Below are 21632 nucleotides of genomic sequence, written 5' to 3' on the forward strand. Positions count from 1 at the left end.
TACGATTCGATGATCACGACGTTCGCAGACAAGGCCAGCGCAGCGGGCAATGGAGCATCCGCATCAATGCGCAGTGGCGCATCTGTTTTCCCTTCGTCGGCGAGGACGCGCTGAATGTCGAGATCATCGACTATCACTGACTACTGGGAGACCGACATGGTCATCAAACGCTCCGCGCTCAACAGCATCGATTTCTCCGACATCGATACGGGCGCGGCCATTGCCGAGATCCATCCGGGCGAAATTCTGCGCAGCGAGTTCCTCGAGCCGCTCGGCATGTCCGTCAACGCGCTCGCGCTCGCGCTGCGGGTGCCGGCGCCGCGCATCAACGACGTCGTGCGCGGCCGCCGCGCAATCTCCGCCGATACCGCGCTGCGGCTCGAGCGCTACTTCGGCGCCAGCGCGCAGTTCTGGCTCAATCTGCAAATCGCCTTCGACCTGCGCGTCGCCACCGCCGCCGCCGGCGAGCAGATCGAACGGGAAATCGAACCGATGCCGCGCGCCGAGCGCCCGAAACTGCCCCGCGTGCCGGCCGGACACGCCCGGGCCGCGGCCCTCGCGGCCAGCGTCAGCGGCACCGTCTCGGCCAAGGCGCGCCGCAAGACCTGAAGCCGGCCGTGCAACCAAAAGCACGGAGCCGACACAAACGAGCGGTTAAAATCCCATCATTCTTCTAGCCTTCCGGAGTACAGCAATGTCTTTGCAACGTCGTACCACTCTCACGAAGTACCTGATCGAGCAGCAGCGCGAAACCAACAACCTGCCCGCCGACCTGCGCCTGCTGATCGAAGTCGTCGCGCGCGCGTGCAAGGCGATCAGCTACCACGTCAGCAAGGGCGCGCTCGGCGATGCGCTCGGCTCGGCGGGCAGCGAAAACGTCCAGGGCGAAGTGCAGAAGAAGCTCGACATCCTCTCGAACGAAATTCTGCTCGAGGCGAACGAATGGGGCGGCAACCTCGCGGGCATGGCCTCCGAGGAAATGGAACAATTCTTCCCGATTCCGGCCAACTATCCGAAGGGCGAATATCTGCTCGTGTTCGATCCGCTCGACGGCTCGTCGAATATCGACGTGAACGTGTCGATCGGTACGATCTTCTCGGTGCTGCGCTGCCCGGACGGCCATCAGGCCACCGAGCAATCGTTCCTGCAGCCGGGCACGCAGCAGGTCGCCGCGGGCTATGCGGTGTACGGCCCGCAAACGGTGCTCGTGCTGACCACTGGTAACGGCGTGAACTGCTTCACGCTCGATCGCGAGCTCGGCTCGTGGGTGCTCACGCAAAGCGACATGCGCATTCCCGTCGAAACGCGCGAGTACGCGATCAACGCGTCGAACGAACGCCACTGGTATCCGCCGGTTCAGCAATACATCGGCGAGCTGAAAGCGGGCAAGGAAGGTTCGCGTCAGGCCGACTTCAACATGCGCTGGATCGCGTCGATGGTCTCCGACGTGCATCGCATCCTGAGTCGCGGCGGCATCTTCATGTACCCGGCCGACAAGCGCACGCCGGACAAGCCGGGCAAGCTGCGCCTGATGTACGAAGCGAATCCGATGGCGTTCATCGTCGAGCAGGCGGGCGGCGCCGCAACCAACGGCGAGAAGCGCATTCTCGACATCCAGCCGAAGAGCCTGCACGAGCGCGTCGCGGTGTTCCTCGGCTCGAAGAACGAGGTCGATCGCGTGACCCGCTATCACCTCGAAGCGAAGAAGTGATCTCGAAAGAAAAAAATGCCTCAAGGGGCTTGTCAAGGCACTAAAGTAGTCCCTATAATTTCGTTTCTCCTGATGCCGGAATAGCTCAGACGGTAGAGCAGCGCATTCGTAATGCGAAGGTCGGGGGTTCGATTCCTCTTTCCGGCACCATCAAGTTTCAAGCAAAAAGCCCAGTCCTCGCGACTGGGCTTTTTGTTTTCTGGCGTCTGTGTAGGCGCTGCGTAGGCATTTCACGTCCCCCAAGACGGAACTTACAATAGAGCAGCCCTTTGTCGAGATTGTGAATCGGGATTTGTACCTCGAGTCCAGAGCGTCACCGCGCCTCGTAGCAACGGAATGCGATATGACTGTTTTTCGCTACGGTGAACGGTTCTTGGCATGGGAGCTTTTCAATTGCTTGAAATGGCTATGACGCGGAGACTACATCGCTGCGAAGCGGTATCCGGTCAAGCCAGAAAAAGCGATCGAGGCGTCAGAGGAAGCGATAGATCGCCTCGCTAATGCGTTCCAGAACGCATTGTTGACAATCCAGCCCACCGTGTCGAACGGCCGAAAGGGCCGGGCCCGGACGGTCGACCTGCGTTGCTGCGGTTGCGCCGCAGCATCCCCGCCAACTCCCGTAGCCGACCCACTGCTGCCGGTCGCCATCGCGCGACCCTTGTGGCCCGTTTGAAGTATAGCGGCCATTCGAGGGATGAATTTGCGCGGCAACAGCAGCAGACAGGGGCGGTCAGCCGCCATCGCCAACAAGGATTCGTTTGCGTTTCACGAGATCGGGGTGCCGTCAAGATTCGGACGTTTACGTACGTAACGGCGAAACGGTCAGATTTGATCCTGAGACTTTTCAGCGCCCGGCGATGAAGTACAGCTCAACCGGACAGATCGACGTTTGGCGGGCATCAATCGCGTCTGCCCTCTCAGTTTGTTTTTGGTGTTGTCGTGGCAGTTGAGGCGCACCACAAAGTGCCGCGAGCCCTTTACTTCAATGACCAACCCGATATACGCGGCCGCTATGCACGCCCTCCACGCTGCGTCGATAGGCCATTGCCACACGTGTCGCCGGCACGCTTTCGTAGCCGGGAAAGAACGGACCAAACCGGTCCATAGATTCCGTCAGCAATGTCGGGCTAACGGCATTGATACGGATGCCCCGTGGAAAATCGCACGCAGCGGCACGCACGAACCCTTCAATCCCAGCATTCGACGCTGCGGCATTGGAACCCTGCGCAATCGGATCATCGACAGCGATGCCAGAGGTCAGCGTGATTGACCCGCCGGCGTTCAGGTAATGCTGACCAACGAGCGCGACGCGCACCTGACTTAGCAGCTTGTCCTGCAAGCCTTTGTTGAAGTCGGCTGCTGTCATCTTTTCGATTGGAGCCAGAATTACATTACCTGCGGCAGCAATGATGGCGTCGATCTGTCCGATCTTCTTGAACAACGCGCCCACGTTGTCATCACTGGTGATGTCAACCTGATAGTCACCTTGGGTGCGACCGACGCGAATAATTTCGTGTTTGCCAGAGCCTGACTGATGCTGGTCGCGTTTTTTGCGAAGACGCCAAGCGTGCGCTTGAACAGGTGCGTATGGCCGAGACGTCGATCGAACGGTTGCGCGCATCGCCATCCGGCACGTTGCGCGTGAGTGCCCCAACCACCTTTGGTGCGTGTGTCGTCGCTCCTTTGGCGGCGACTTTCCAGCAGATGTATCCGCTTGTGCGCGTCGAATTGGAATTGAACAATCGCAACGTCGACCTTATTGACGAGGGTTTCGATCTGGCGATCCGCATTGGTGAATTGGGCGATGCCGACCTGATTGCAAAACCGTTGACCATGTATCGCATGGTCATCTGTGCGTCGCCGGGCTATCTCGCTCAACACGGGCGTCCAGAGACGCCGCTGGACTTGAGCGCGCATCACTGCCTGTCTCACACGATGTGGCATAGCCGTAACGGCTGGAAGCTCGGAGGCTGGGATAGTCCGCACTTTTCGACGGAGCCAGTGTTCACATGCAATGATGGAAACGGCCTACGCAACGCCGCCATCGCAGGTGCAGGATTGCTGCTGCAGCCGGAGGTCTTGGTGGCCAACGATCTGGCAAGCGGGACGTTGGTGCAGGTGCTGCAAGCCTACTTGCCCAAGCCACACCCTATCCATATCGTCTATCGCCGCGACCGGCGACCGCTGCCGAAGCTCACACGCTTTGTTGCGCATTTGCTCGAGCATGTGGCAGAGCGAGAAACGTCCTAGCGTTCTTTTTCCAGCGTATTGCGCGCACGAAAAATAGTGCTCCGCTTCGGCTGACAGAGGCCCAAGGCTAGAACGTAGACATCAGTTTTCAGAGACGCAACTTGCGCTCGCCTCAGCACCATAAAGTATGAGGCGGCCTCGGCGAGCGAATGACCGCTTACCGAGTGGAACTGTCATGTGAATCTCTGAACGACGCCGGGTGGTCCAAAGCAGCCTGCTGGCCAGCAGGCTGCCCTCGTCTTTTCAGCATCCGGCGCAGGCGCGCGCGCGATCATCTGCGCGCGCGATACTGGCGTAACGAAAGCGGTGTCACCACCACCATGGAAGCAACGCACCGCCATCTTTCCGATCGGTGCGATCACTGCGGCGCCCCGCATCGCCGCCGTCGCGGTCCTCATCACGTTCTTCGCAGCGGCGCCCGGCTTTCGGCAGGCCACTTACCTTGCGAATGTACCCCGAGCTCCCCTCAGCTTCAGCAAAGAACAGATCCCCCTCGGGTCCAAACGCGAGCCCCCTGGGACCACCACCTATGCTAGCTTGAGTGGCAAGGCCGCCGTCGCCGCCGTAAGAGTCCTGCCCGTTGCCGGCAATCGTCGTGATGATGCCGGTTTGCCTATCCACCTGGCGCACGCGGAAGTTGAAGGTATCGCTGATCGTCAGGTTGCCCGCACAGTCGAATGCGATGTGCGTCGGGAAGTTCAAAAACGCGTCGGTCGCCAGAATGCCATCTCCGTTGTAGCACGCCGGGCTCCCAACCTCCTGGCAGGAGCCCCCCGCGCCGGCTACCTTGGCGACAACTCCAGTTCTTGCGTCAAATCGGACGACATTTGGCGGAGCGGGATCGACCAAGTATAGGCCGCCGTGCGGGTCGAAGGCCATGGTCACGATGTAGGTGTTGCCCAGGTCGACGACGGTCGAGATAATTCCTGTTTGATGGTCCACGCGCCGGATGCGGCCGACCGCCGAATCGGCAATGTACAGATCGCCTTCCCGATTCACGGCGACATCGTTTGCATACATGGTTGCTTGCGTGGCCGGCCCACCGTCGCCGCGATTGGGCACGTCGGGAGCACCCGGGCCAGCAACCGTGGTAATGACGCCGGTGTCCCGATCGACCTTTCGCACTACATGGGCGAACGGTTCGGCAATGAATACGTTCCCTGCCCTGTCAAGCGCAACCCCTGTCGGATAGTCGAGCATGGCCTGCGTCGCAGGGCCGCCGTCGCCGCTATAGCCTTCTTGCCCGGTGCCGGCAATGATAGTCACCGTTCCGTTTTTGTGATCGATGCGTCGAACAACGCGATATGTCGGTTCGGCTGTATATATGTTTCCCCATCGGTCCGCCGTGATGGCTTCGGCCTGGATTCCGGGCGCGCCCACGCCGCCGAGACCGGGGCCGGCGAAGGTGCTGATGATCTGCGCTGCGGCGGGGTGCGCTATTGCGATCAGCAGTAGTGCGTAAAGGCCGCGCAACATGACCGCGATGCTCGGACAGGTCTGCGTTCCGTGTGACATACATCCTCCTCTTCGGTGTCACCGAATTGTCACGACTATTCAGAAAAAGTCGTTGTCGCGGAACGCAGGATGTTGCGACCAGGAAAGCAAGCCCGAAAGCCGCCAAACCGCCCAACACTTCATCTTAGTAGTGCGTTTCGAAAAGCAAATAAATGTTTAGGCTCCTCCCTTCAGGACGGACACAATTTGCCGTGCTGTTGGGAAACGGAAATAGCTGGGCTTGGGCAAGCTTGGCTAGACTCGAACGCACGGAAAACGCTGGACTTCGCCGCCGAGTTACGTTCTTATGGCCAGCTGGTTTGAGCATTGAAGTTTCGGTGGCCAAAGTGCTGAACCATCAGACTTCATACTCTTGCCATCGCGCCGCCTGATGGCCGCGACGGGCTGCACTCGACCCACTTCCGACGTCAGGTCCGACGTTGCGCCAGTGGCCGTTTCCACGTGGACAAGCGGCGGTCAAACTCTTTGTTCGACCATCGGCAGTCGGTACGTTCTACTCCTGTAGACTGCCGCAATGACCCAAGAAATCGATTACCTCAATCCCAGCCTTCCTTCTGGCCTTCGGCGCGTGTCAATGCCCGTGGTCGATGCGACCCCCACAACGCTTGATGGATTCGGCAGGCTTGTAGCAGACCCGAGCGAGTGTTCGATCGAGATTGTGCAGTGGCCGGCAGTGGGTGCAAGGCCCGTTGACCCTGGAACCGGTGATGAGGCAGGCACGACCGAAGGCACATTTGTGAGCGAATGGCGCGGGGACATTCTGTACGGTCGAAACGAGGCTGTGGGCGGCAACTACATCCTTGCGTACGCAGTGGAGCCTGAAGCAGCCCGTGACGACAACACCGATGTACCGGAGCGCATGTTGCTTTGGCACGCGAACTACCACCCAGACGGTGGACAACTGTTCTTTCCTCTCGACCATCGCCCGTTCTACGTTCCCTTGGCGCTGCCCGGGGACGACATAGCGCCAGAGAAGTTCGTGTGCTTTCGCTTTGATGGACAGCAGGGCCTCTACATCCATCCAAACATCTGGCATGAAGGTGTGTTCACTCTCGAAGGAACTCAGCGGTTCTTTGACAAGCAGGGTGCCGTCCACGCGCGCGTCTCCGTCGACTTTGCCCGCGAGTTTGGTTGTCTCCTCGAGGCACCGATTGCCCGCGACGCCCAACCCCTTCGAGGCGGCGGCCTACAGCTGTAGCGCGAAGGGAACACCGGCTCCCGACCCGAAGCGGTTGGCCATCGCATAACGGGCGCCAGCGTCCCCATCTAAAGGTCCAGCGGACATACGTCCTCGGTTCGCCAGTATCGCATCCCTTTATGAGAGTGATGAGGCGCGCGCCACGCGCACGAAGTATCCCTGAAATTAACGGACGTCACCGACAGGCCAACAACGTTAGTCATCGTTCGTCAGGAGAACTGCGAAACGACGTGTCGATTCGAACGTGGAAAACGCAATGACCAGGCCGACGGTGATCGGCACTGCGAGGAAGGCGCCCGCGATGCCCCAGATCGACGACCACACCGCCAGACTGATCAGGATCACCGCGGGCTCAGGTTCAGTGAGCCGCCCATCAGCCACGGGTTCGAGGAGATGGCCGACCACGAAGTTCGCGAGCGTGAGCGAGATGAACAGCACGATCGCCGCGTTCCACTGGCCGAACTGCAGCGCGGCGAGCAGCGTCGGCACCGCGACCGAGATCCACGAGCCCGCATACGGGATGAAGTTCAGTAGGCCGGCCAGCACCGCCCAAAGCCCCGCGAATTCGAGTCCGACGAGCCGCATGCAGGCCCAGCTCGCGATGCCAAGGATCGCGCCGAGCAGGGTCTTCATCGCGAGATAGACGCCGATCTTCGAGTTGATCTCGTCGATTACCGACACGATCCGCGTCGAGTCGCCCGCGAAGTTCACGAGCTTGCGGCGATATTTCGCGTGCTCGATGAGAAAGAACGTCGCATAAAGCAGCACGACGATGATCGCCGCGAGCAGCGACGACACCGACGACAGCGTGGCGGTTATGATCGCCTGCACGTTGACGCTCGCTAACAGGTCGCGGCGGATCGCAGCCCAGTTGGCCTCCGTTTCGATGTGCAGCAGCGCGGCGAACTTCGTAAACAGTACGAGCAGCGTCGCCTCGTACTTCGGCGCGACGGCCATCAGCCGGTCCCTGTCGGACAGCAGCAGGTCGACCGACAGGTAGACCGTGAAGAGCATCAGCGTCGCAGCGATCGCGTGGCGCAGGCCGTCCCGCAGGCGTGCACCGAGGTAGGGAATGCGGCGCAGCAGGTTGGCAAGACCGAAGACCACGTACGTCGCGATGATGCCGAACGCAATTGGCACCAGCACGGGGCGGCCGACATACAGTCCCCACCCGAGCAGTGTGGCGAGCACGGCCGCACATGTGCATTTCAGCAGGCCCGGGTCCATGCGTTTCCTCGCGAGCAGCGCTGCCTGGCGGGTTGTGGGCCGCCGCGTCAGTCGCAGGGGGACTTTTCGTCGGGTAGCGTCGGGTCGGCGGTGCGGCGCTTGCGCCGTCCTCGCCACAGCAGGCTGACGACGAGCGCGACGACACCCGCGCCGATCACGATCGCCATCGCAGCCGGCAGGTGCGAGCGGACCCACGGCACGTTGCCGAAAAAATACCCGGGACCCGCAAGTGAGCATATCCAGATCACCGCGCCGCCGGTCGCGAAGCGCACAAAGCGGCGAAACGGCATCTTCGTCGCGCCGGCGAGCGCGGGCGCGACCGCCCGGACGATTGCGATGAACGGAGAGTACAGCAGCAGCGCGGCGCCGTGACGTACGTAGAGCGCGCGCGTTCGCGCAGTCACCTTGTCGATCCAGCCGCTGCGCTTCGGGTTCCATACCGACGCGACGGCACGTGCCAGCGCATAGTTGAACACTTTTCCTGCAACCGCGGCCGCGACCAGCAACGGCGCCAGCCACACAGGCTGCAGCACGCCGACGGCAGCGAGCGCGCCGGACAGGAACAGGAGCATGTCCGCGGGCAGAATGACGAGCGGCAGTACGCCGACACTGCAGAAGACGATCGCCCCGAGGATTGCGTAGGCCAACGGCCCATGCCGGACCAGCAGCGCTTCGAGGTCCTGGTCCAGTTGCAAGACGAATTGCACGAACGTGGCCATGCGTGCCGGCTACGTGTCCGTTGGTGGAGGGGGAAGTATAGCGGCAAGCGCGCAGCAGTCCCGCGCTTCGGCGAAGCGCTCTACAACTCGCTGGCCGAACCGAGACAACTGATGGTGGTGAAGGCGGCTGAACATAACGACTGGATGGGCCGCGTCGACGAAACCTCGTGGCGGGAGGCGATCGGCTTCCTGCTCACGCCTTCGCATTGAAATATGAAAGCACGCTCCGTCCCGTCGAGCTGGAAACGCTTCTATGTCCTCGATGCGAAGAGCAGGCCTGTCGAGGTGTTCGACCGCGGCGAGTGGTCGCGCTGGATGACTGAGAACGAACTGGTCTTCCGCCGCACGCTGCTGGACGAATCCGGCGTGACGGTCACGACCCGCTTCCGCGGTGTGTCCGAACCGAAAACCGGGCAGGTTTCGCTATTCGTGACGCGCATCGCCGGATTGGAAGCGCGAGACAACACGAGCTATGGAGCAAGTACGCTCGATGAGGCGCTGGAGCAGCATGAGCGCATCGTGCAGAAAATCCTCCGGATGCTGACCGCGCGGTGATCGCCACAGCGCGACGATTCTCCGCGAGACGCAAATGCCACAGAAGGCGCAAGGGCGTGTAGATTAGGATCTTGTTGCGACCTGCCACTGTGTCTTCGAATCGGTCGCCATCCGAACCAGTCCTGAAGTTGCACAGGAGCCGGCATGAACACGAAGCACAGCAAGAAAGGTCATCTCGAAGCCGCGGCGTCGCACCACGAGCAGGCCGCGCGACATCACCGCGAGGCGTCGCGGCATTTCGATGACGGTCAAGACTTTGCCCACGCCGCACATCAGGCGATGATGGCCCATGGCCACACGTTGCATGCGATCGATCAGGCACACGACGCTGGCGCGCACAGCGCCAATACGCCATCAATAACGCCTCCATCGACAGGCTCAGCCGCAAGTGCCGCGGACGTGGCAAAACATCATGCGGCGGCCGTGGAGCTTCACATGCAGGCGGCGCAGCATATGCGCCACGCCGTCAAGCTCTTCGATCAGGATCGTAGCGCGGCCTCCCACGACGCACAGCTAGCGCTCTCCCTTGCACTGCGCGCTTTGTCCCATGGCAACGAAGCAGCCAGACTATTTGTCAAGCTCGCTGCCAGTGGTGCATCGTGAGTTAAGGCCGGTTGAATTCAAGCCAGTCACAACTTATTTGGTGGAGTATTCGGAGTGGTGCGGTATCCGCTTATACCGATTCTTGAGCGCACCGAAAGGCCTGCCGCAAAGATCCGCGCATTGATAGGTATGGCGCAATCCAGCGCGCCACTCGCGACTAGGCCTTTCGCTCCACTCAGGTGAAGCCGGTAAGGAAAGGTGCTCAACCGGCGTAGCGCTGAAACTGGCTCGTTCAACTACACTTCGTCGCCTGAGCGGACGGGCAAGGAGGAACGCGCTGGTCATCTGGGAACGAGCTGTAGATGCGGTGCTGTACGCGCTTAAACCGCGACCGCTAAAAGAGCCGCTGATGGATGCCGGATTCGCTCGTTGACAATGAGATCAGGACTCAACTCTTGTTTGTTGAACGACCCAAACTGGGCCGAAACCAGAAGTTCCTCTCCGTGCTCGCGCGAGGCCACGCAAGTACTAGTGCATGGTATGCGTGACGTGGAAATAGATTTCAGGCGCCTCATCGCGCCCCGTCCTGCGCTTCGCTGTCCGACGCATCAATGCACGCATATGCGACCCACGTACGAGATTTGCCGAAACCGCCGCATTGGCATCGCGGAGCGCAGTGGCCAGTTCGTGCGCAAATACGCGTTGAAACACCGCCAGCGCTCGTTCATTTCCTCTACCACCCGTTGCGAATAGCCAGCGAGCGAGTCACGACAACCATTTGCGGTATCGCGCTCGAACAACTCATCCGCTATCCGCTGCGCCGCCGTTTGCCGGTTATCCCGATTCGCCGGTTCACCAGCCTCGGTGGGTAGTTTCGCATCGCACTCTGGGAGCGCCATTTCGTCGGGCAAAGTCATCCCAGATGTCCCGCGCCATGCCTGCAACACGATCCGTAGCATACCGAACGTGGTCAGCCCGACATCGCCGTCGTTATAGAGGAAGCAGTACACGCACAACGTCAGCCAGCACACCAGCACGATCACACCGAAAGTCACGCGCGACAGCCGGCTCAGCACTCTCGCGCACAGCGAAAACAGAAACAGAACGGCGAACCATTCGGCGCTGATCGACCACGACACGAAGTTCCAGTTCGCTTCGCGACGAAACATCGGCCGACGAACACCAGAAACGTCACCAGATACAGCGGATACACGCGCGCAAACCGCTTGACGATAAACGATCGATAGTCGACCCAGCCGAACGCGGTCGCTCGCGAAGGAAGATACGTATAGGCAAGGATGAAGCCGCGCAGCATGAAAAAGATGTCAACGCCCCAAGCCCAGTTATCGACGAGTTGAACAATGCCCGGTGGCAGCCCCCTTCGTTGTCGGCAAAGTGATGAACGACGGCGAGCAACGCCGCGAATGCACGCAGCCCAGTCAGGCCGTAGATCTTTCGCATTGAATTGCCCGGCGATCACGCAAGTGAGCACGACGCAGCGCCAGGTAAAAGAGGTGCGGCCACGCGATGCGCGGCTCCCAGCGGCAAATAGTGTTGACGCAACGAGGTTGCGAGACAGGCCTACCCTCCTCGCGCAGCCGGCCTTCGGTATCGGCTGTTTGCAGACTGATGCGGGTGTGGTTGCCGGTTCACCCGACAACGGGTGAGAGGCCGACGGCAGCACGGCAATTGCATCGTATAAGTTCGCCGCAACGCGGTGTGTGCGCTAACACCCCACCTGATCGGTAAGGTCTCGAGGGTGCGCCGACGAGTCGCTTCGGGCCTGATACAGCCGTTTGCGGTCAGCGTTGCGCCGCGTCCGGCGCGACGTCGTGGCGCAACGCATGGCCAGCCTGGTCGGGAACGTGGAGCGGGTCGTACGACCGTGGCATCGCGAGGTTGCGCGCAACGACGGTATCGGCCTGTGCGCTCGGCTGCTGGCGTGGCGCGCCGTATGCCGCTATCGCTTGCGCGGGTGCCGACGCGAACCACAAGATCCTGCCAGCGCATTCGATGCCAACCTGACATCCGTTCCAGTAGACAGCGTTTTCCATCGCGACCTCTCCCCGAACATGAACAACGTCATCATCCGCGCTGCGCCTCGCGTGTCCGTCTGCCAGCGCACGTCGAGCCATCAGTAGTCGCTTCAATCATAGGTGGCCCGGTGCGCTGCGCATGACTTGTCACCAAATGAGGTCCTTTTGTCACAGCAATGCGGGAATCTGTTTGCCAACCCCTGTCAGTCAGTTGATTAACGACCAAATCTTTAAATAGTGTTTTGCACGGTCAACGCGATGGGGAATGGGTCGTTTACAAAGAATTAGACTGCAAGTTATGCAATCGGCAAATTGCGTACGTTCAGCTCAGGAAAAGCGAAAAACCTGTTGATGCGGCAATGCACAAGTTTGTCACGTTTTAGTCATGCGACAACGTTAGATGCAGCGCGGCGAAAATATCGATCGGTCGTGCTAAACCCTACGCTGGGCAAGGCTCAGAGGGACTGGCAGAAGGAGCGGGAAGGAGTTGATTTCGCGCTGGCAATTAAGCGGATCAAGCAGACCGCGAAACGCAGGCAATAGTCAGACGATAAATTTTATTCAATCCTTCCGCTGGTGTGTCGGCTTGTGCCGTTAAAGCAACAGAGTGTGTATGACTCGCATCAGACACTGGTGCGATGCAGGGAACGAGGCCGATAATCGATTCGCAAAGGAGAAAGATCATGGATGCCAAACCACCGAAGATTCCGACCCCGGACAAAGTTCTTTACCCGGATCCGGAACCTGTGGCCGTCGAGTTTTTGGGAGCCGAGCTGCCCGAGCATGTTCGCGCTTTCTTTGACGAACAACGCAAGTCGTGCGACCCGAAGTAACGGTTCCTTGGCGCGGCGCAGCATTCGCGCTCGTTGATTTCACGCGCAGCGAATACTCGCGTCCTCATTACGCGTCCGACATCTCCGTCATGACGTTGGATCAGCTCGCCTGAGCACAGCAGTTGCACTGGGCCACGCGGCTCGAGCGTGTACGCGCGTCCTTCTCTCGCCCACTTCCCCCGACGATCCGTGTGAATCGACCCGGTGCTCGCAGGTTGCGGCGCATCATTTATTCTTCTGGTTTTCCGTCAACGGCCGCCCGGCCACGTCCACCTCATGAACCATTTGCATCGCTTCGGCGCGTCATGCGCGCTCGTCATCGCCGCCGCCTTCGCCTTCTCGCCCGCCCCCGCCCTCGCCGACGGTGACGACACCGCGCTCACGAGCCTGATCGCGCTGGTTTCGCAGCGCCTTGCACTCGCGGAACCGGTCGCACGCTGGAAGTGGGCGAACCACCAGCCGATCACCGATACGCCGCGTGAAAACGCGCTGCTCGCCGAGGTGGAAAAGCGCGCCGCGGCGGCAAACGTCGACCCGGCGTTCGCCCGCGCGTTCTTCCAGGATCAGATCGATGCGAGCAAAGACGTGCAGAACGCGCTCTTCGCGAACTGGCGTCGCACCCAGCCACCGCAAGGTCCCGCACCCGATCTCGCAACCAGCACCCGACCGCAGCTCGACAAGCTGACACAGTCGTTGATGGCGAGTCTGGCGCGCGTGCAGCCGCTGCGCGCGGCGGACGATTGTCCGTCGCGGGTCGCGCAATCGCTGGCTAACTGGAAGGCGCTGACGCGCTATGACTCTGCGCATTCGAGCGCGTTGACGCACGCACTAGGTCACGTGTGCGAAACGGGCGGAGTCGGCGCCACCGGCTGATTCCGGTAACGCCACGGCGCGCGCACGTCGCATAAGCGTCACGCGACGATGCTCGACTCAGGGCTGCGCGACACGCTCAACGGCATCACGCGCAGGCCTCGCGCCAGATGGCTTTGCAGGATACGGTACGTCGAGAGTTCGAACGACCCAGCCAGCATCGACGCATGCAGCTGCGCCGCCGCGACGAGCGAGGGCGCGTGCCCGAGGTAGCGCCAGCGATCGACCACGTGGAAGATACCCTGCGCGTCCTCACGCTCCTCGAACACGATGGGCCCCTCGAACGGCCACGGCGCGTTCGCGGGATCGCTCTTCGTCACGCGCGGCAAGCGGTTGTGGCCCGGCCGCAGCGTTGCGATCCACTGCGCCTCCGCGAGCATCGCGCCGAGTTCGCCGCCAGTCGCGTGCCATTCGACGCGTCGCACGAGCTGCGCTAGCCGCATATCCTTCGACGAACGCCGCTCGCCAGTCAGATGCGAGCGCAGCCGCTGACGCACGCGCACGCTGCGACCGACATACAGCGGCGCATCGTCTTCGCCATAAAACGCATACACGCCACAGCCAGCCGGCGCGGTGTCGAGCAAATCTTCGGTGATGTCGCCGGCGAGCCGGTAGCGACGCGTCGTGCGCTCGATCTGCGCGCGCAGCGCTTCCAGCGGCACGAGCGTCGGCAGACGCTGCCAGAACTGCCAGATCAGATCGGCGTCGGCGAGCGCGCGGTGGCGGTCGGACGGCACCAGCGCATGGCGTTCGACCAGCGCATCGAGACCGTGGCGCTTTTCGCCGGGAAACAGCGCGCGCGACAGCCGCACCGTGCACAGCACGTCCGGATCGAACGCGATTCCCGCGCGACGAAATTCGCTGCGTAAAAATCCGCGATCGAAACTCGCGTTGTGCGCGACGAACAGCTTGCCGTTCAAACGCTCGAACAACGCGGGCGCGATCGACTCGAACGTCGGTGCGCCGCGCACCATGTCGTTCGTGATGCCGGTCAGCTGTTGGATGAACGACGGAATCGGCTGCTGCGGGTCGATCAGGCTGCTCCAGCGCGAGACGCCGGCCAGCCCGACTTCGACGACGCCAACCTCAGTAATGCGGTGCTCGCTCGTGGAGCCGCCGGTCGTTTCGAGATCTACGAAAACGATGGGTGCATCGAGTGCCGGTTCCGGCGAAAGCAGTTCAGACATGGGACAAGGGATTCGGGCGCATGAATTTGCGGCAAGTATGCACCAGTTGGACGTTGCGCATCCAGACAGCGCCGCGTGCGCAGCTGGAAACTGCGTCGGCATGGACCGTCGATTTTGCGCTGAAATCCCGCAGACGCTTAAACCAGACCATTAATCCTGACGTAGTCAATTCGTTTCGATGGATTATCTTCCGACAATAATGCGTATTGTTGAACCACGCAGTTACCGAAGATCCGACCTGGGGAGACATCTAGATAAAAATTAAAACCCTCGCGCGACGGCGAGGGTTTTTCGCTCCCGATTGCGCGGGCGGCGCGCCCAGCCCAGCGCATTTACAGCGGCTGAATGTTGGCCGCCTGCTTGCCCTTCGGGCTGGTCTTGACTTCAAAAGACACGCGCTGGTTTTCCTTCAACGACTTGAAGCCCTCGCTGCGGATCTCCGAAAAGTGTGCGAACAGATCCTCGCCACCCACATCCGACGTGATGAAGCCAAAACCCTTAGCATCGTTGAACCATTTGACGACACCAGTTTCCATTTCCTGTTTTCCCTCGGTGATTTATCCAAAGCGGGCGTTGCCCTTGAATCGATCCAACCCCGATTCAATTGCCTATATCTGATCAAGACAGAAACAGCCAATCAAATTCGGCTTTGCCGTTATACGGGGAACAGAGAATGACCGCAAGTAAACTTTTCATATGCGTTTAGCGTATAAAAAGATAAGACTTCAAACTACACGGATATAGGTCGGCGCGTCAAATTTACCTGAACGAAAATAATCCGAGTCCGCAAACGGGAAAATTTGCGAAAATATGCAATACGAATGTAACAAAGTCTATCTTTGCGTAAGTGTTTGTCCGACTTGTTGCGGCGCCGCCTCACTCGCATGATGCAAGTCAGTTGTAGCGATGCGCTTCAGGAGGTTGCCATGCTGTCCAAGGAAATTCACCGTCTCTTCACCTGGCTCACTCATTCGCACGCAAAGGTCATATCAGACCAGCCCGCACAGATCGGGGATTCACGCACCGTTTTCGACTTCGATCCGATGTGGCACGGAGACCACTGGCAGAACCTGCTCTCCTCGCCAATGGATGCGCGCCGTTATGTGATGGAAGACTGGAGCGTGCCCGCGCAGGCGGACTGGGACGACGTGGAAGGTACTGCGCCCGCTCATTAGAGACATTCGCGAAACTCGTCCGCCATAAAAAAAGCGCGACTGGAAGGTCGCGCTGACAAAGGTTTGGAGATCTTTTTCGTCAACGAAAAAGTCTGCTTCGGAAAGCAGAGATAACAGTATAGCGGTCATATGCAAGTTCGATTATTCACACAATTAACAATCGTCTATTGCCGCAACAACAACAATCGTTTTCCCGCATTTCTTCCCGTTGTTTTTCCGCATCGTTCGGTGTCGCGAATCAGCAACGCGCTTTAGGAAAATTCAGACGCCGAATCCGCCCAGTCGGCGCAAAGCCTTTATCCATAAGGCTCGAATGGCGATTAACGATCGTTTCTTCTCGCGTAATACTTTATTGCGCGAATCGGAACGCCAACTCCCGGAAGTGTCTCTCTACACTCTGCCTAATCGGAAACCGGCGCGGATCTGGTCAACGCGCTTCTCACGCGGATTCCGCTTCTCGCAGCGCTCGCGTGAAGGTCTCCTAAGCCAGGGTTTTATATCTCTCTCGCTCTTGGAGTTATATCAATGAAGAAGACACTCATGGTCGCTGCCCTGTCGGGCGTTTTCGTAACGGCAGCGCACGCGCAAAGTAGCGTCACCCTGTATGGCCTGATCGACGCCGGAATCACTTATACGAACAACCAGCATCCGAATCCGAGTAGTAACCAGCACGGCGCCAACGTGGCGATGACGAGCGGCTCGGTGAACGGCAGCCGTTTCGGCCTGCGTGGCGCTGAAGATCTGGGCGGCGGTCTGAAGGCCATCTTCACGTTGGAGAATGGCTTCGGCATCAATGACGGCACGCTCAAGCAGAACAGCCGTCTGTTCGGCCGTCAGGCCTTCGTCGGTCTGTCGAGCGACCAGTTCGGTGCCGTGACCCTCGGCCGTCAATACGACAGCATGGTCGACTACGTCGGCCCGCTGGCACTGACCGGCACGCAGTACGGCGGCACGCAGTTCGCGCACCCGTTCGACAACGACAACTTGAACAACTCGTTCCGTATCAACAATTCGGCCAAATTCCAGAGCGCGAACTACGGCGGCTTCAAGTTTGGCGGCTTGTACGGTTTCTCGAACCAGGCTGCCGGCTTCGCCAACAACCGCGCTTACAGTGCGGGCGCGTCGTATAACTGGGGCGGCCTGAACGTTGCCGCTGCGTACATGCAACTGAACAGCAATGGCGCGAACAGCGCAGCCGCTGCGTTCAACTCGGGTGGCGCGGTGTCGGGCGACAACACGTTCTTCGCTCAGCGTCAGCAAACGTGGGGCGCAGGCGCCAACTACGCGTTCGGCCCGGCAACGGTCGGCCTCGTGTACTCGCAGACGAACCTGCATGGCTTGGCAGGTATCAGCGCGGCCGCATCGGGCATAACGAGCGGCATCGGCTTCCCGACCAACAGCGCTCAGTTCCAGAACTTTGAAGCCAACGCCCGTTACGCGCTGACGCCGGCAATCAGCATCGCTGGCGCGTACACGTACACCCGCGCCAACCTGTCGAGCTCGCACGTGCACTGGAACCAGGTCAACCTGCAAACCGCGTACGCATTGTCCAAGCGTACCGACGTGTATCTGCAAGGCGTGTATCAGGCAGCAAACGAAGACTCGATCGTTAACGCCTACATCAATGGCGTGGGCGGTGCTTCGGGCAACAACAAGCAAGTCGCTGTGACCGCAGGTCTGCGTCACCGCTTCTAAGCACTGCGCAAGGACTGGCAGTAGAGAAGGCGCCGTTCGCGGCGCCTTTTTTTATGTCCGTGCCGACGTGGGTTTTTGCCGCTTTGTGCGCAGGCCCGCGTGCGTGCACGTGAGCCCAGGTCCTCGCCAGAGGCCTAGCGGCCGCTATCAGGCAACGGATACTTGACGTCGAGAATGTCGATCGACTGCGGACCGGCCGGCGTGAACAGCGTGACCGTATCGCCGACTTTAGCCTTTAGCAGCGCACGCGCAATGGGCGAAATCCAGCTTACGTGCCCGATGTCCAGGTCGACCTCGTCGACACCGACGATCGTCACCTGATGCTCTTCGCCGTCCTCGGTCGCATAGTCGACCCTCGCGCCGAAAAACACCTGGTCGACGTTTTCCTGCCGGCTGCTATCGACGACCTCGGCTAGATCGAGCCGCTTGGTCAGAAAACGGATGCGCCGGTCGATTTCCCGCAGACGGCGTTTGCCGTAGATGTAGTCGCCATTCTCCGAGCGGTCGCCGTTCGACGCCGCCCACGACACGAGTTTGACAACCTCGGGCCGCTCGACATCGATCAGATGCAGCAATTCATCACGCATGCGCCGATGACCGGCGGGAGTCATGTAGTTTTTGGTGCCTGCGGGCACGTCGGGCTGGGCGATGTCGAGATCGTCATCGTTGTCTTCGCTCGACTCTTTGACAAAGGCCTTGTTCATAATCATCCGTTAACAGCAACTAGCAACAATCTCATAAAAGGTTACACGATCGGGCCGGCGACACAAATCGCCGTGATGGGCTTCCGTTTTTCAAATCTGTTGGCTATAATCTCGTTTCTGTGTGCGGCTGTAGCTCAGTTGGATAGAGTACTTGGCTACGAACCAAGGGGTCGTGGGTTCGAATCCTGCCAGCCGCGCCACCTTATTCGAGAGCGCCCTTACAGGGAGCTCTCAGGTTTCATCAGTTTTATAGTAAGCATCACCGTTTTGCGTGCGGCTGTAGCTCAGTTGGATAGAGTACTTGGCTACGAACCAAGGGGTCGTGGGTTCGAATCCTGCCAGCCGCACCACCTGTGAAGGGCCTTCCAACCGGAAGGCCCTTTGTTTTTTCTGGCGCACCATGCCGTGCCCGTGCGCCAGCAGCAACTCATCGCGGCGGCGACTGGATATCCCCAATTTGCCCATCCGGGTGCGGCAAGTCCTCGACGACCCCGCCCACCGTTTGCTCGCTGATCGTGTCGGTCCGCATGCCGGTCAGTGCCTGGCGCTCGCGCAGCACGTCGTCGACGGTATCGCCGAAACGGCTCACGACAAACGCCCGCAGCAAAGCAATGCGCAGCGAGTCGCCCATTCCCTCCGAGGCTCGCTGCCCGCCCTTGAACTCAGCGACGCATACCGCGCCTTTATCGCTCTGCTCGCGCACGTCGATCCGCATCGCGCGCTCGAGCACAACGGCAGCCGCCTCCCATGATGCGGAAGGCGTGAAACGCCCGTCCCACGGACGACCACGATCGTTGCCGCGGATCGCAACAGTCTCGCCACTATCGGTAAAGTAGATTTCGCGCACGAAGTCGTGCAGGCTGCGCGCCACCCAGTAATCGAGCGCCACGTCAGCGAGGTCGGACACGTTCATCTGCGTTCCCCCTGGAGTTCAGGTGAGACCTGCCTTGAGTTATATCCTGAGCCGCCGGACGAAAGATGCCTGACTGGCGTGAAGCGCCCCAGTCCAAGCTGCGCCGACGCCCAGCCGGAAGCCGTTCAGTAGTCCGCGCGCTCGCGGTCGATGCGCATGCCGCCGTCGTGGCGGTGATGCCCCTCTTCGCTCGGCCGCTCACGCGTGATGCGCATCACATCGGGATTCGTGCGCACGCGCCGCATCACATTGGCCAGATGCACCCGGTCGCTGACCTGGATCACGAAGCGCAGAATCGTGGATTCCTGCGACAGATCTTCGTCCATCGCGATATGGACGATGTTCGCGTCCGCCGATGTGATGTCGGCCGCTACGCGGGCGAACACGCCCTTGGTGTTCTTGACCAGTACCTTGACCGCGACATCGAACAGCCGCCCCGGCTGCGGTGCCCACGCGACGTCGATCCAGCGGCCCGGATCGCGCCGGTGGATACGCTGCGCGACGCGGCAGTCGGTGGTATGAATCGCCATGCCGAGACCGATGCCGATATAGCCCATGATGTCGTCGCCCGGAATCGGACGGCAACACGCGGACAGTTGCACCGACATGCCCTCGGTACCGGTGATGACGACCGGCGGCGCGTGCGGCGTCGAACCGGACTCGGAGCGCGAGCCGTCGTCGTCGGCGTCGCGCCCGCTCATCAGCACTTCGATGCGCTTGGCCATCACCGCGGCGACCCGCCGGCCGAGACCGATGTCCGCGAAAATTTCCTGACGGTTCTTGTTGCCCGTCCACTGCACGAGCTTTTCCCACGCCTCCGGCGTCACATCCGATAGCGCAAGGCCATAGCCCTTCAACGCCTGATCGACGAGACGCTCGCCGAGCTGCACCGACTCGTTCAGACGCATCGTCTTCAGATAATGACGGATCGCCGAGCGCGCCTTGCCGCTGCGCACGAAGCCAAGCCATGCGGGGTTCGGCTTCGAATACGGCGCCGTGATGACTTCGACGATGTCGCCGCTCTTCAGCTCGGTACGCAACGGCAACAGCTCGTTGTTGATCTTCACCGCGACGCACTGGTTGCCGAGGTCGCTGTGGATCGAGTACGCGAAGTCGAGCGCGGTGGCGCCGCGCGGCAGCGCCATGATCTTCGACTTCGGCGTGAACACGTAGACCGCATCCGGGAACAGGTCGATCTTCACGTGCTCGAGGAATTCGCTCGAATCGCCCGCTTCGCTCTGAATGTCGAGCAGCGACTTCAGCCACTGGTGTGCGCGCATCTGCACGTCGTTCAGATCCGCGCTGCCGTTCTTGTACAGCCAGTGCGCGGCAACGCCCGCCTCGGCGATCTCGTGCATCTTGCGCGTGCGCACCTGAAACTCGATCGGTGCGCCGAACGGGCCGACGAGCGTGGTGTGCAGCGACTGATAGCCGTTCACCTTCGGGATCGCGATGTAATCCTTGAACTTGCCCGGAACAGGCTTGAAAAGCGCATGCAACGCGCCGATGCAGGTATAACACTCGAGCGCGCTCTCGACGACCACGCGAAAACCATACACGTCGAGCACCTGCGAAAACGACAGCTGCTTGTCGCGCATCTTCTTGTAAATGCTGAAGATGGTTTTCTCGCGACCGGTGACTTCGGCGTCGAGCTTCGCGTCCGCAATCGCGCGCTGCACCGATTCGAGAATCTTGCCGACCACCTCGCGACGATTGCCGCGCGCCGCCTTCACGGCTTTTTCGAGTGTCGCGTAACGGTGCGGGTTGAAGTTCGCGAAACTCAGGTCCTGCAGCTCGCGATAGGTATTATTCAGGCCGAGCCTGTGAGCGATCGGCGCGTAAATGTCTAGCGTTTCGCGCGCGACACGGCGACGTTTCTCCGACGGCACCGCGCCGAGCGTGCGCATGTTGTGCAGCCGGTCGGCGAGCTTCACGAGGATCACGCGCACGTCGCGCGCCATCGCGAGCAGCATCTTGCGGAAGTTCTCCGCTTGCGCTTCCTCGCGATTGCGAAACTCCATCTTGTCCAGCTTGGACAACCCGTCGACCAGCTCCGCGACCTTCGCGCCGAAGCGCTCGGCGAGCTCCGCCTTGGTCACGCCCTGGTCTTCCATCACGTCGTGCAGCAGCGCCGCCATGATCGCCTGGGCGTCGAGATTCCAGCCCGCGCAGATTTCCGCGACGGCGACCGGATGCGTGATGTAGGGCTCGCCGCTCTGGCGATACTGGCCGAGGTGGGCTTCGTCGCTGAAGTGGAACGCCGCCTTGATGTCCTTGATCTCTTCCGGCTGCAGATAGCCGGACAGCGCAGACGTCAGATTGGCGATGGAGACGACGTCATGCCGGCGCGGCTGCTCCGGCGTGGCGGTCGGCCCGAACAGATGGCGAAACGACTGCTCGAGGACCGCGTCGATGTACTTGCGTGCAGAGGACGGCGAGTCGGTGTCGTGCTCCGCTTCCGTGGCGGTGGGCGGGGTAGCACTCATGGTCGCCTCCGGTAG

Annotated in this window: 21 protein-coding genes, 3 tRNA genes and 2 pseudogenes; 15 read left to right on the plus strand and 11 right to left on the minus strand. The window is 60.6% G+C overall.

Going from position 1 to position 21632, the window contains the following annotated elements; translation table 11 throughout:
• Nucleotides 1–29 precede the first annotated feature (29 nt).
• The 4 genes and pseudogenes from OKW37_RS18800 to OKW37_RS18815 form a co-directional block, all read left to right on the plus strand.
• Nucleotides 30–140 (plus strand): annotated as a pseudogene (locus tag OKW37_RS18800) (type II toxin-antitoxin system RelE/ParE family toxin); the annotation flags it as partial.
• Between the two features lie 16 nt (nucleotides 141–156).
• Entirely contained in the window at nucleotides 157–609 is a 453-nt protein-coding gene (locus tag OKW37_RS18805; RefSeq protein ID WP_429404771.1) for a HigA family addiction module antitoxin, read from the plus strand.
• An 85-nt stretch (nucleotides 610–694) separates the two neighbouring features.
• Nucleotides 695–1711, plus strand: coding sequence for a class 1 fructose-bisphosphatase (locus OKW37_RS18810; RefSeq protein ID WP_184027398.1), 1017 nt, complete (start codon nucleotides 695–697; stop codon nucleotides 1709–1711).
• Between the two features lie 74 nt (nucleotides 1712–1785).
• Nucleotides 1786–1861, plus strand: a tRNA-Thr gene (locus OKW37_RS18815).
• 832 nt (nucleotides 1862–2693) lie between these two features.
• Here the strand turns inward: OKW37_RS18815 and OKW37_RS18820 are convergent.
• A pseudogene (locus OKW37_RS18820) lies at nucleotides 2694–3233 on the minus strand (short chain dehydrogenase); the annotation flags it as partial.
• Between the two features lie 65 nt (nucleotides 3234–3298).
• Between OKW37_RS18820 and OKW37_RS18825 the strand changes: the two are divergent.
• A complete protein-coding gene (locus OKW37_RS18825) occupies nucleotides 3299–3961 on the plus strand; it encodes a LysR substrate-binding domain-containing protein (protein ID WP_429404769.1) in 663 nt (220 codons plus the stop codon).
• 309 nt (nucleotides 3962–4270) lie between these two features.
• Here OKW37_RS18825 and OKW37_RS18830 read toward each other — a convergent pair whose 3' ends face one another.
• Nucleotides 4271–5476, minus strand: a complete 1206-nt coding sequence (locus OKW37_RS18830; RefSeq protein WP_429404767.1) for a hypothetical protein — start codon at nucleotides 5474–5476, stop codon at nucleotides 4271–4273.
• 514 nt (nucleotides 5477–5990) lie between these two features.
• On the opposite strand from OKW37_RS18830, the gene OKW37_RS18835 reads away from it, so the two are divergent.
• Nucleotides 5991–6674, plus strand: a complete 684-nt coding sequence (locus OKW37_RS18835; protein ID WP_429404765.1) for an ureidoglycolate lyase — start codon at nucleotides 5991–5993, stop codon at nucleotides 6672–6674.
• Between the two features lie 195 nt (nucleotides 6675–6869).
• Here OKW37_RS18835 and OKW37_RS18840 read toward each other — a convergent pair whose 3' ends face one another.
• Nucleotides 6870–7901 carry an AI-2E family transporter gene (locus tag OKW37_RS18840; RefSeq protein WP_429509892.1) on the minus strand — a complete coding sequence of 344 codons (1032 nt, stop codon included), beginning with the start codon at nucleotides 7899–7901 and terminating at the stop codon, nucleotides 6870–6872.
• A gap of 47 nt (nucleotides 7902–7948) precedes the next feature.
• Nucleotides 7949–8548: a DedA family protein gene (locus OKW37_RS18845; RefSeq protein ID WP_260321038.1), complete on the minus strand. Its 600-nt coding sequence runs from the start codon at nucleotides 8546–8548 to the stop codon at nucleotides 7949–7951.
• A 6-nt stretch (nucleotides 8549–8554) separates the two neighbouring features.
• On the opposite strand from OKW37_RS18845, the gene OKW37_RS18850 reads away from it, so the two are divergent.
• From OKW37_RS18850 to OKW37_RS18860, 3 genes are all read left to right on the plus strand, one after another.
• Nucleotides 8555–8830, plus strand: a complete 276-nt coding sequence (locus OKW37_RS18850; protein WP_429404761.1) for a hypothetical protein — start codon at nucleotides 8555–8557, stop codon at nucleotides 8828–8830.
• A 3-nt stretch (nucleotides 8831–8833) separates the two neighbouring features.
• Nucleotides 8834–9175: a hypothetical protein gene (locus OKW37_RS18855; protein ID WP_429404759.1), complete on the plus strand. Its 342-nt coding sequence runs from the start codon at nucleotides 8834–8836 to the stop codon at nucleotides 9173–9175.
• Nucleotides 9176–9319: 144 nt separating this feature from the next.
• The gene (locus tag OKW37_RS18860; RefSeq protein WP_184058055.1) at nucleotides 9320–9778 is read left to right on the plus strand and encodes a hypothetical protein; all 459 of its coding nucleotides are present in this window, start codon (nucleotides 9320–9322) and stop codon (nucleotides 9776–9778) included.
• Between the two features lie 548 nt (nucleotides 9779–10326).
• Here the strand turns inward: OKW37_RS18860 and OKW37_RS18865 are convergent.
• Entirely contained in the window at nucleotides 10327–10887 is a 561-nt protein-coding gene (locus tag OKW37_RS18865) for a hypothetical protein (RefSeq protein ID WP_184058056.1), read from the minus strand.
• A 633-nt stretch (nucleotides 10888–11520) separates the two neighbouring features.
• Nucleotides 11521–11772: a hypothetical protein gene (locus OKW37_RS18870; RefSeq protein ID WP_429404757.1), complete on the minus strand. Its 252-nt coding sequence runs from the start codon at nucleotides 11770–11772 to the stop codon at nucleotides 11521–11523.
• Between the two features lie 665 nt (nucleotides 11773–12437).
• Here OKW37_RS18870 and OKW37_RS18875 point away from each other — a divergent pair.
• Together OKW37_RS18875 and OKW37_RS18880 are read left to right on the plus strand one after the other, a co-directional pair.
• A complete protein-coding gene (locus OKW37_RS18875) occupies nucleotides 12438–12587 on the plus strand; it encodes a hypothetical protein (protein ID WP_018421453.1) in 150 nt (49 codons plus the stop codon).
• A 276-nt stretch (nucleotides 12588–12863) separates the two neighbouring features.
• On the plus strand, nucleotides 12864–13460 hold the full coding sequence (locus OKW37_RS18880; RefSeq protein ID WP_184023301.1) for a chorismate mutase: 597 nt from the start codon (nucleotides 12864–12866) through the stop codon (nucleotides 13458–13460).
• A gap of 38 nt (nucleotides 13461–13498) precedes the next feature.
• Here OKW37_RS18880 and OKW37_RS18885 read toward each other — a convergent pair whose 3' ends face one another.
• Both OKW37_RS18885 and OKW37_RS18890 read right to left on the minus strand, forming a co-directional pair.
• Entirely contained in the window at nucleotides 13499–14644 is a 1146-nt protein-coding gene (locus tag OKW37_RS18885; protein WP_429404755.1) for an exonuclease domain-containing protein, read from the minus strand.
• Between the two features lie 332 nt (nucleotides 14645–14976).
• Complete coding sequence (locus OKW37_RS18890; RefSeq protein ID WP_018421456.1) at nucleotides 14977–15180, minus strand: cold-shock protein; 204 nt, start codon at nucleotides 15178–15180, stop codon at nucleotides 14977–14979.
• A gap of 390 nt (nucleotides 15181–15570) precedes the next feature.
• Here OKW37_RS18890 and OKW37_RS18895 point away from each other — a divergent pair, with 390 nt between their 5' ends.
• Together OKW37_RS18895 and OKW37_RS18900 are read left to right on the plus strand one after the other, a co-directional pair.
• Nucleotides 15571–15819, plus strand: a complete 249-nt coding sequence (locus tag OKW37_RS18895; RefSeq protein WP_184058062.1) for a hypothetical protein — start codon at nucleotides 15571–15573, stop codon at nucleotides 15817–15819.
• A gap of 525 nt (nucleotides 15820–16344) precedes the next feature.
• Nucleotides 16345–17514, plus strand: a complete 1170-nt coding sequence (locus OKW37_RS18900; RefSeq protein WP_090801447.1) for a porin — start codon at nucleotides 16345–16347, stop codon at nucleotides 17512–17514.
• 134 nt (nucleotides 17515–17648) lie between these two features.
• Here OKW37_RS18900 and greB read toward each other — a convergent pair whose 3' ends face one another.
• Complete coding sequence (gene greB, locus OKW37_RS18905; protein WP_429335170.1) at nucleotides 17649–18218, minus strand: transcription elongation factor GreB; 570 nt, start codon at nucleotides 18216–18218, stop codon at nucleotides 17649–17651.
• Between the two features lie 123 nt (nucleotides 18219–18341).
• Here greB and OKW37_RS18910 point away from each other — a divergent pair.
• Both OKW37_RS18910 and OKW37_RS18915 read left to right on the plus strand, forming a co-directional pair.
• Nucleotides 18342–18418 (plus strand) — tRNA-Arg (locus tag OKW37_RS18910).
• Between the two features lie 73 nt (nucleotides 18419–18491).
• Nucleotides 18492–18568 (plus strand) — tRNA-Arg (locus tag OKW37_RS18915).
• 77 nt (nucleotides 18569–18645) lie between these two features.
• Here the strand turns inward: OKW37_RS18915 and OKW37_RS18920 are convergent.
• Both OKW37_RS18920 and OKW37_RS18925 read right to left on the minus strand, forming a co-directional pair.
• Nucleotides 18646–19131 carry a phage protein NinX family protein gene (locus OKW37_RS18920; protein WP_429404753.1) on the minus strand — a complete coding sequence of 162 codons (486 nt, stop codon included), beginning with the start codon at nucleotides 19129–19131 and terminating at the stop codon, nucleotides 18646–18648.
• Nucleotides 19132–19256: 125 nt separating this feature from the next.
• Nucleotides 19257–21617 carry a RelA/SpoT family protein gene (locus tag OKW37_RS18925; RefSeq protein ID WP_184023294.1) on the minus strand — a complete coding sequence of 787 codons (2361 nt, stop codon included), beginning with the start codon at nucleotides 21615–21617 and terminating at the stop codon, nucleotides 19257–19259.
• Nucleotides 21618–21632: the final 15 nt, after the last annotated feature.

The sequence above is a fragment of the Paraburkholderia sp. MM5482-R2 genome (genome assembly GCF_050436125.1).
Taxonomy (GTDB): Bacteria; Pseudomonadota; Gammaproteobacteria; order Burkholderiales; family Burkholderiaceae; genus Paraburkholderia; species Paraburkholderia tuberum.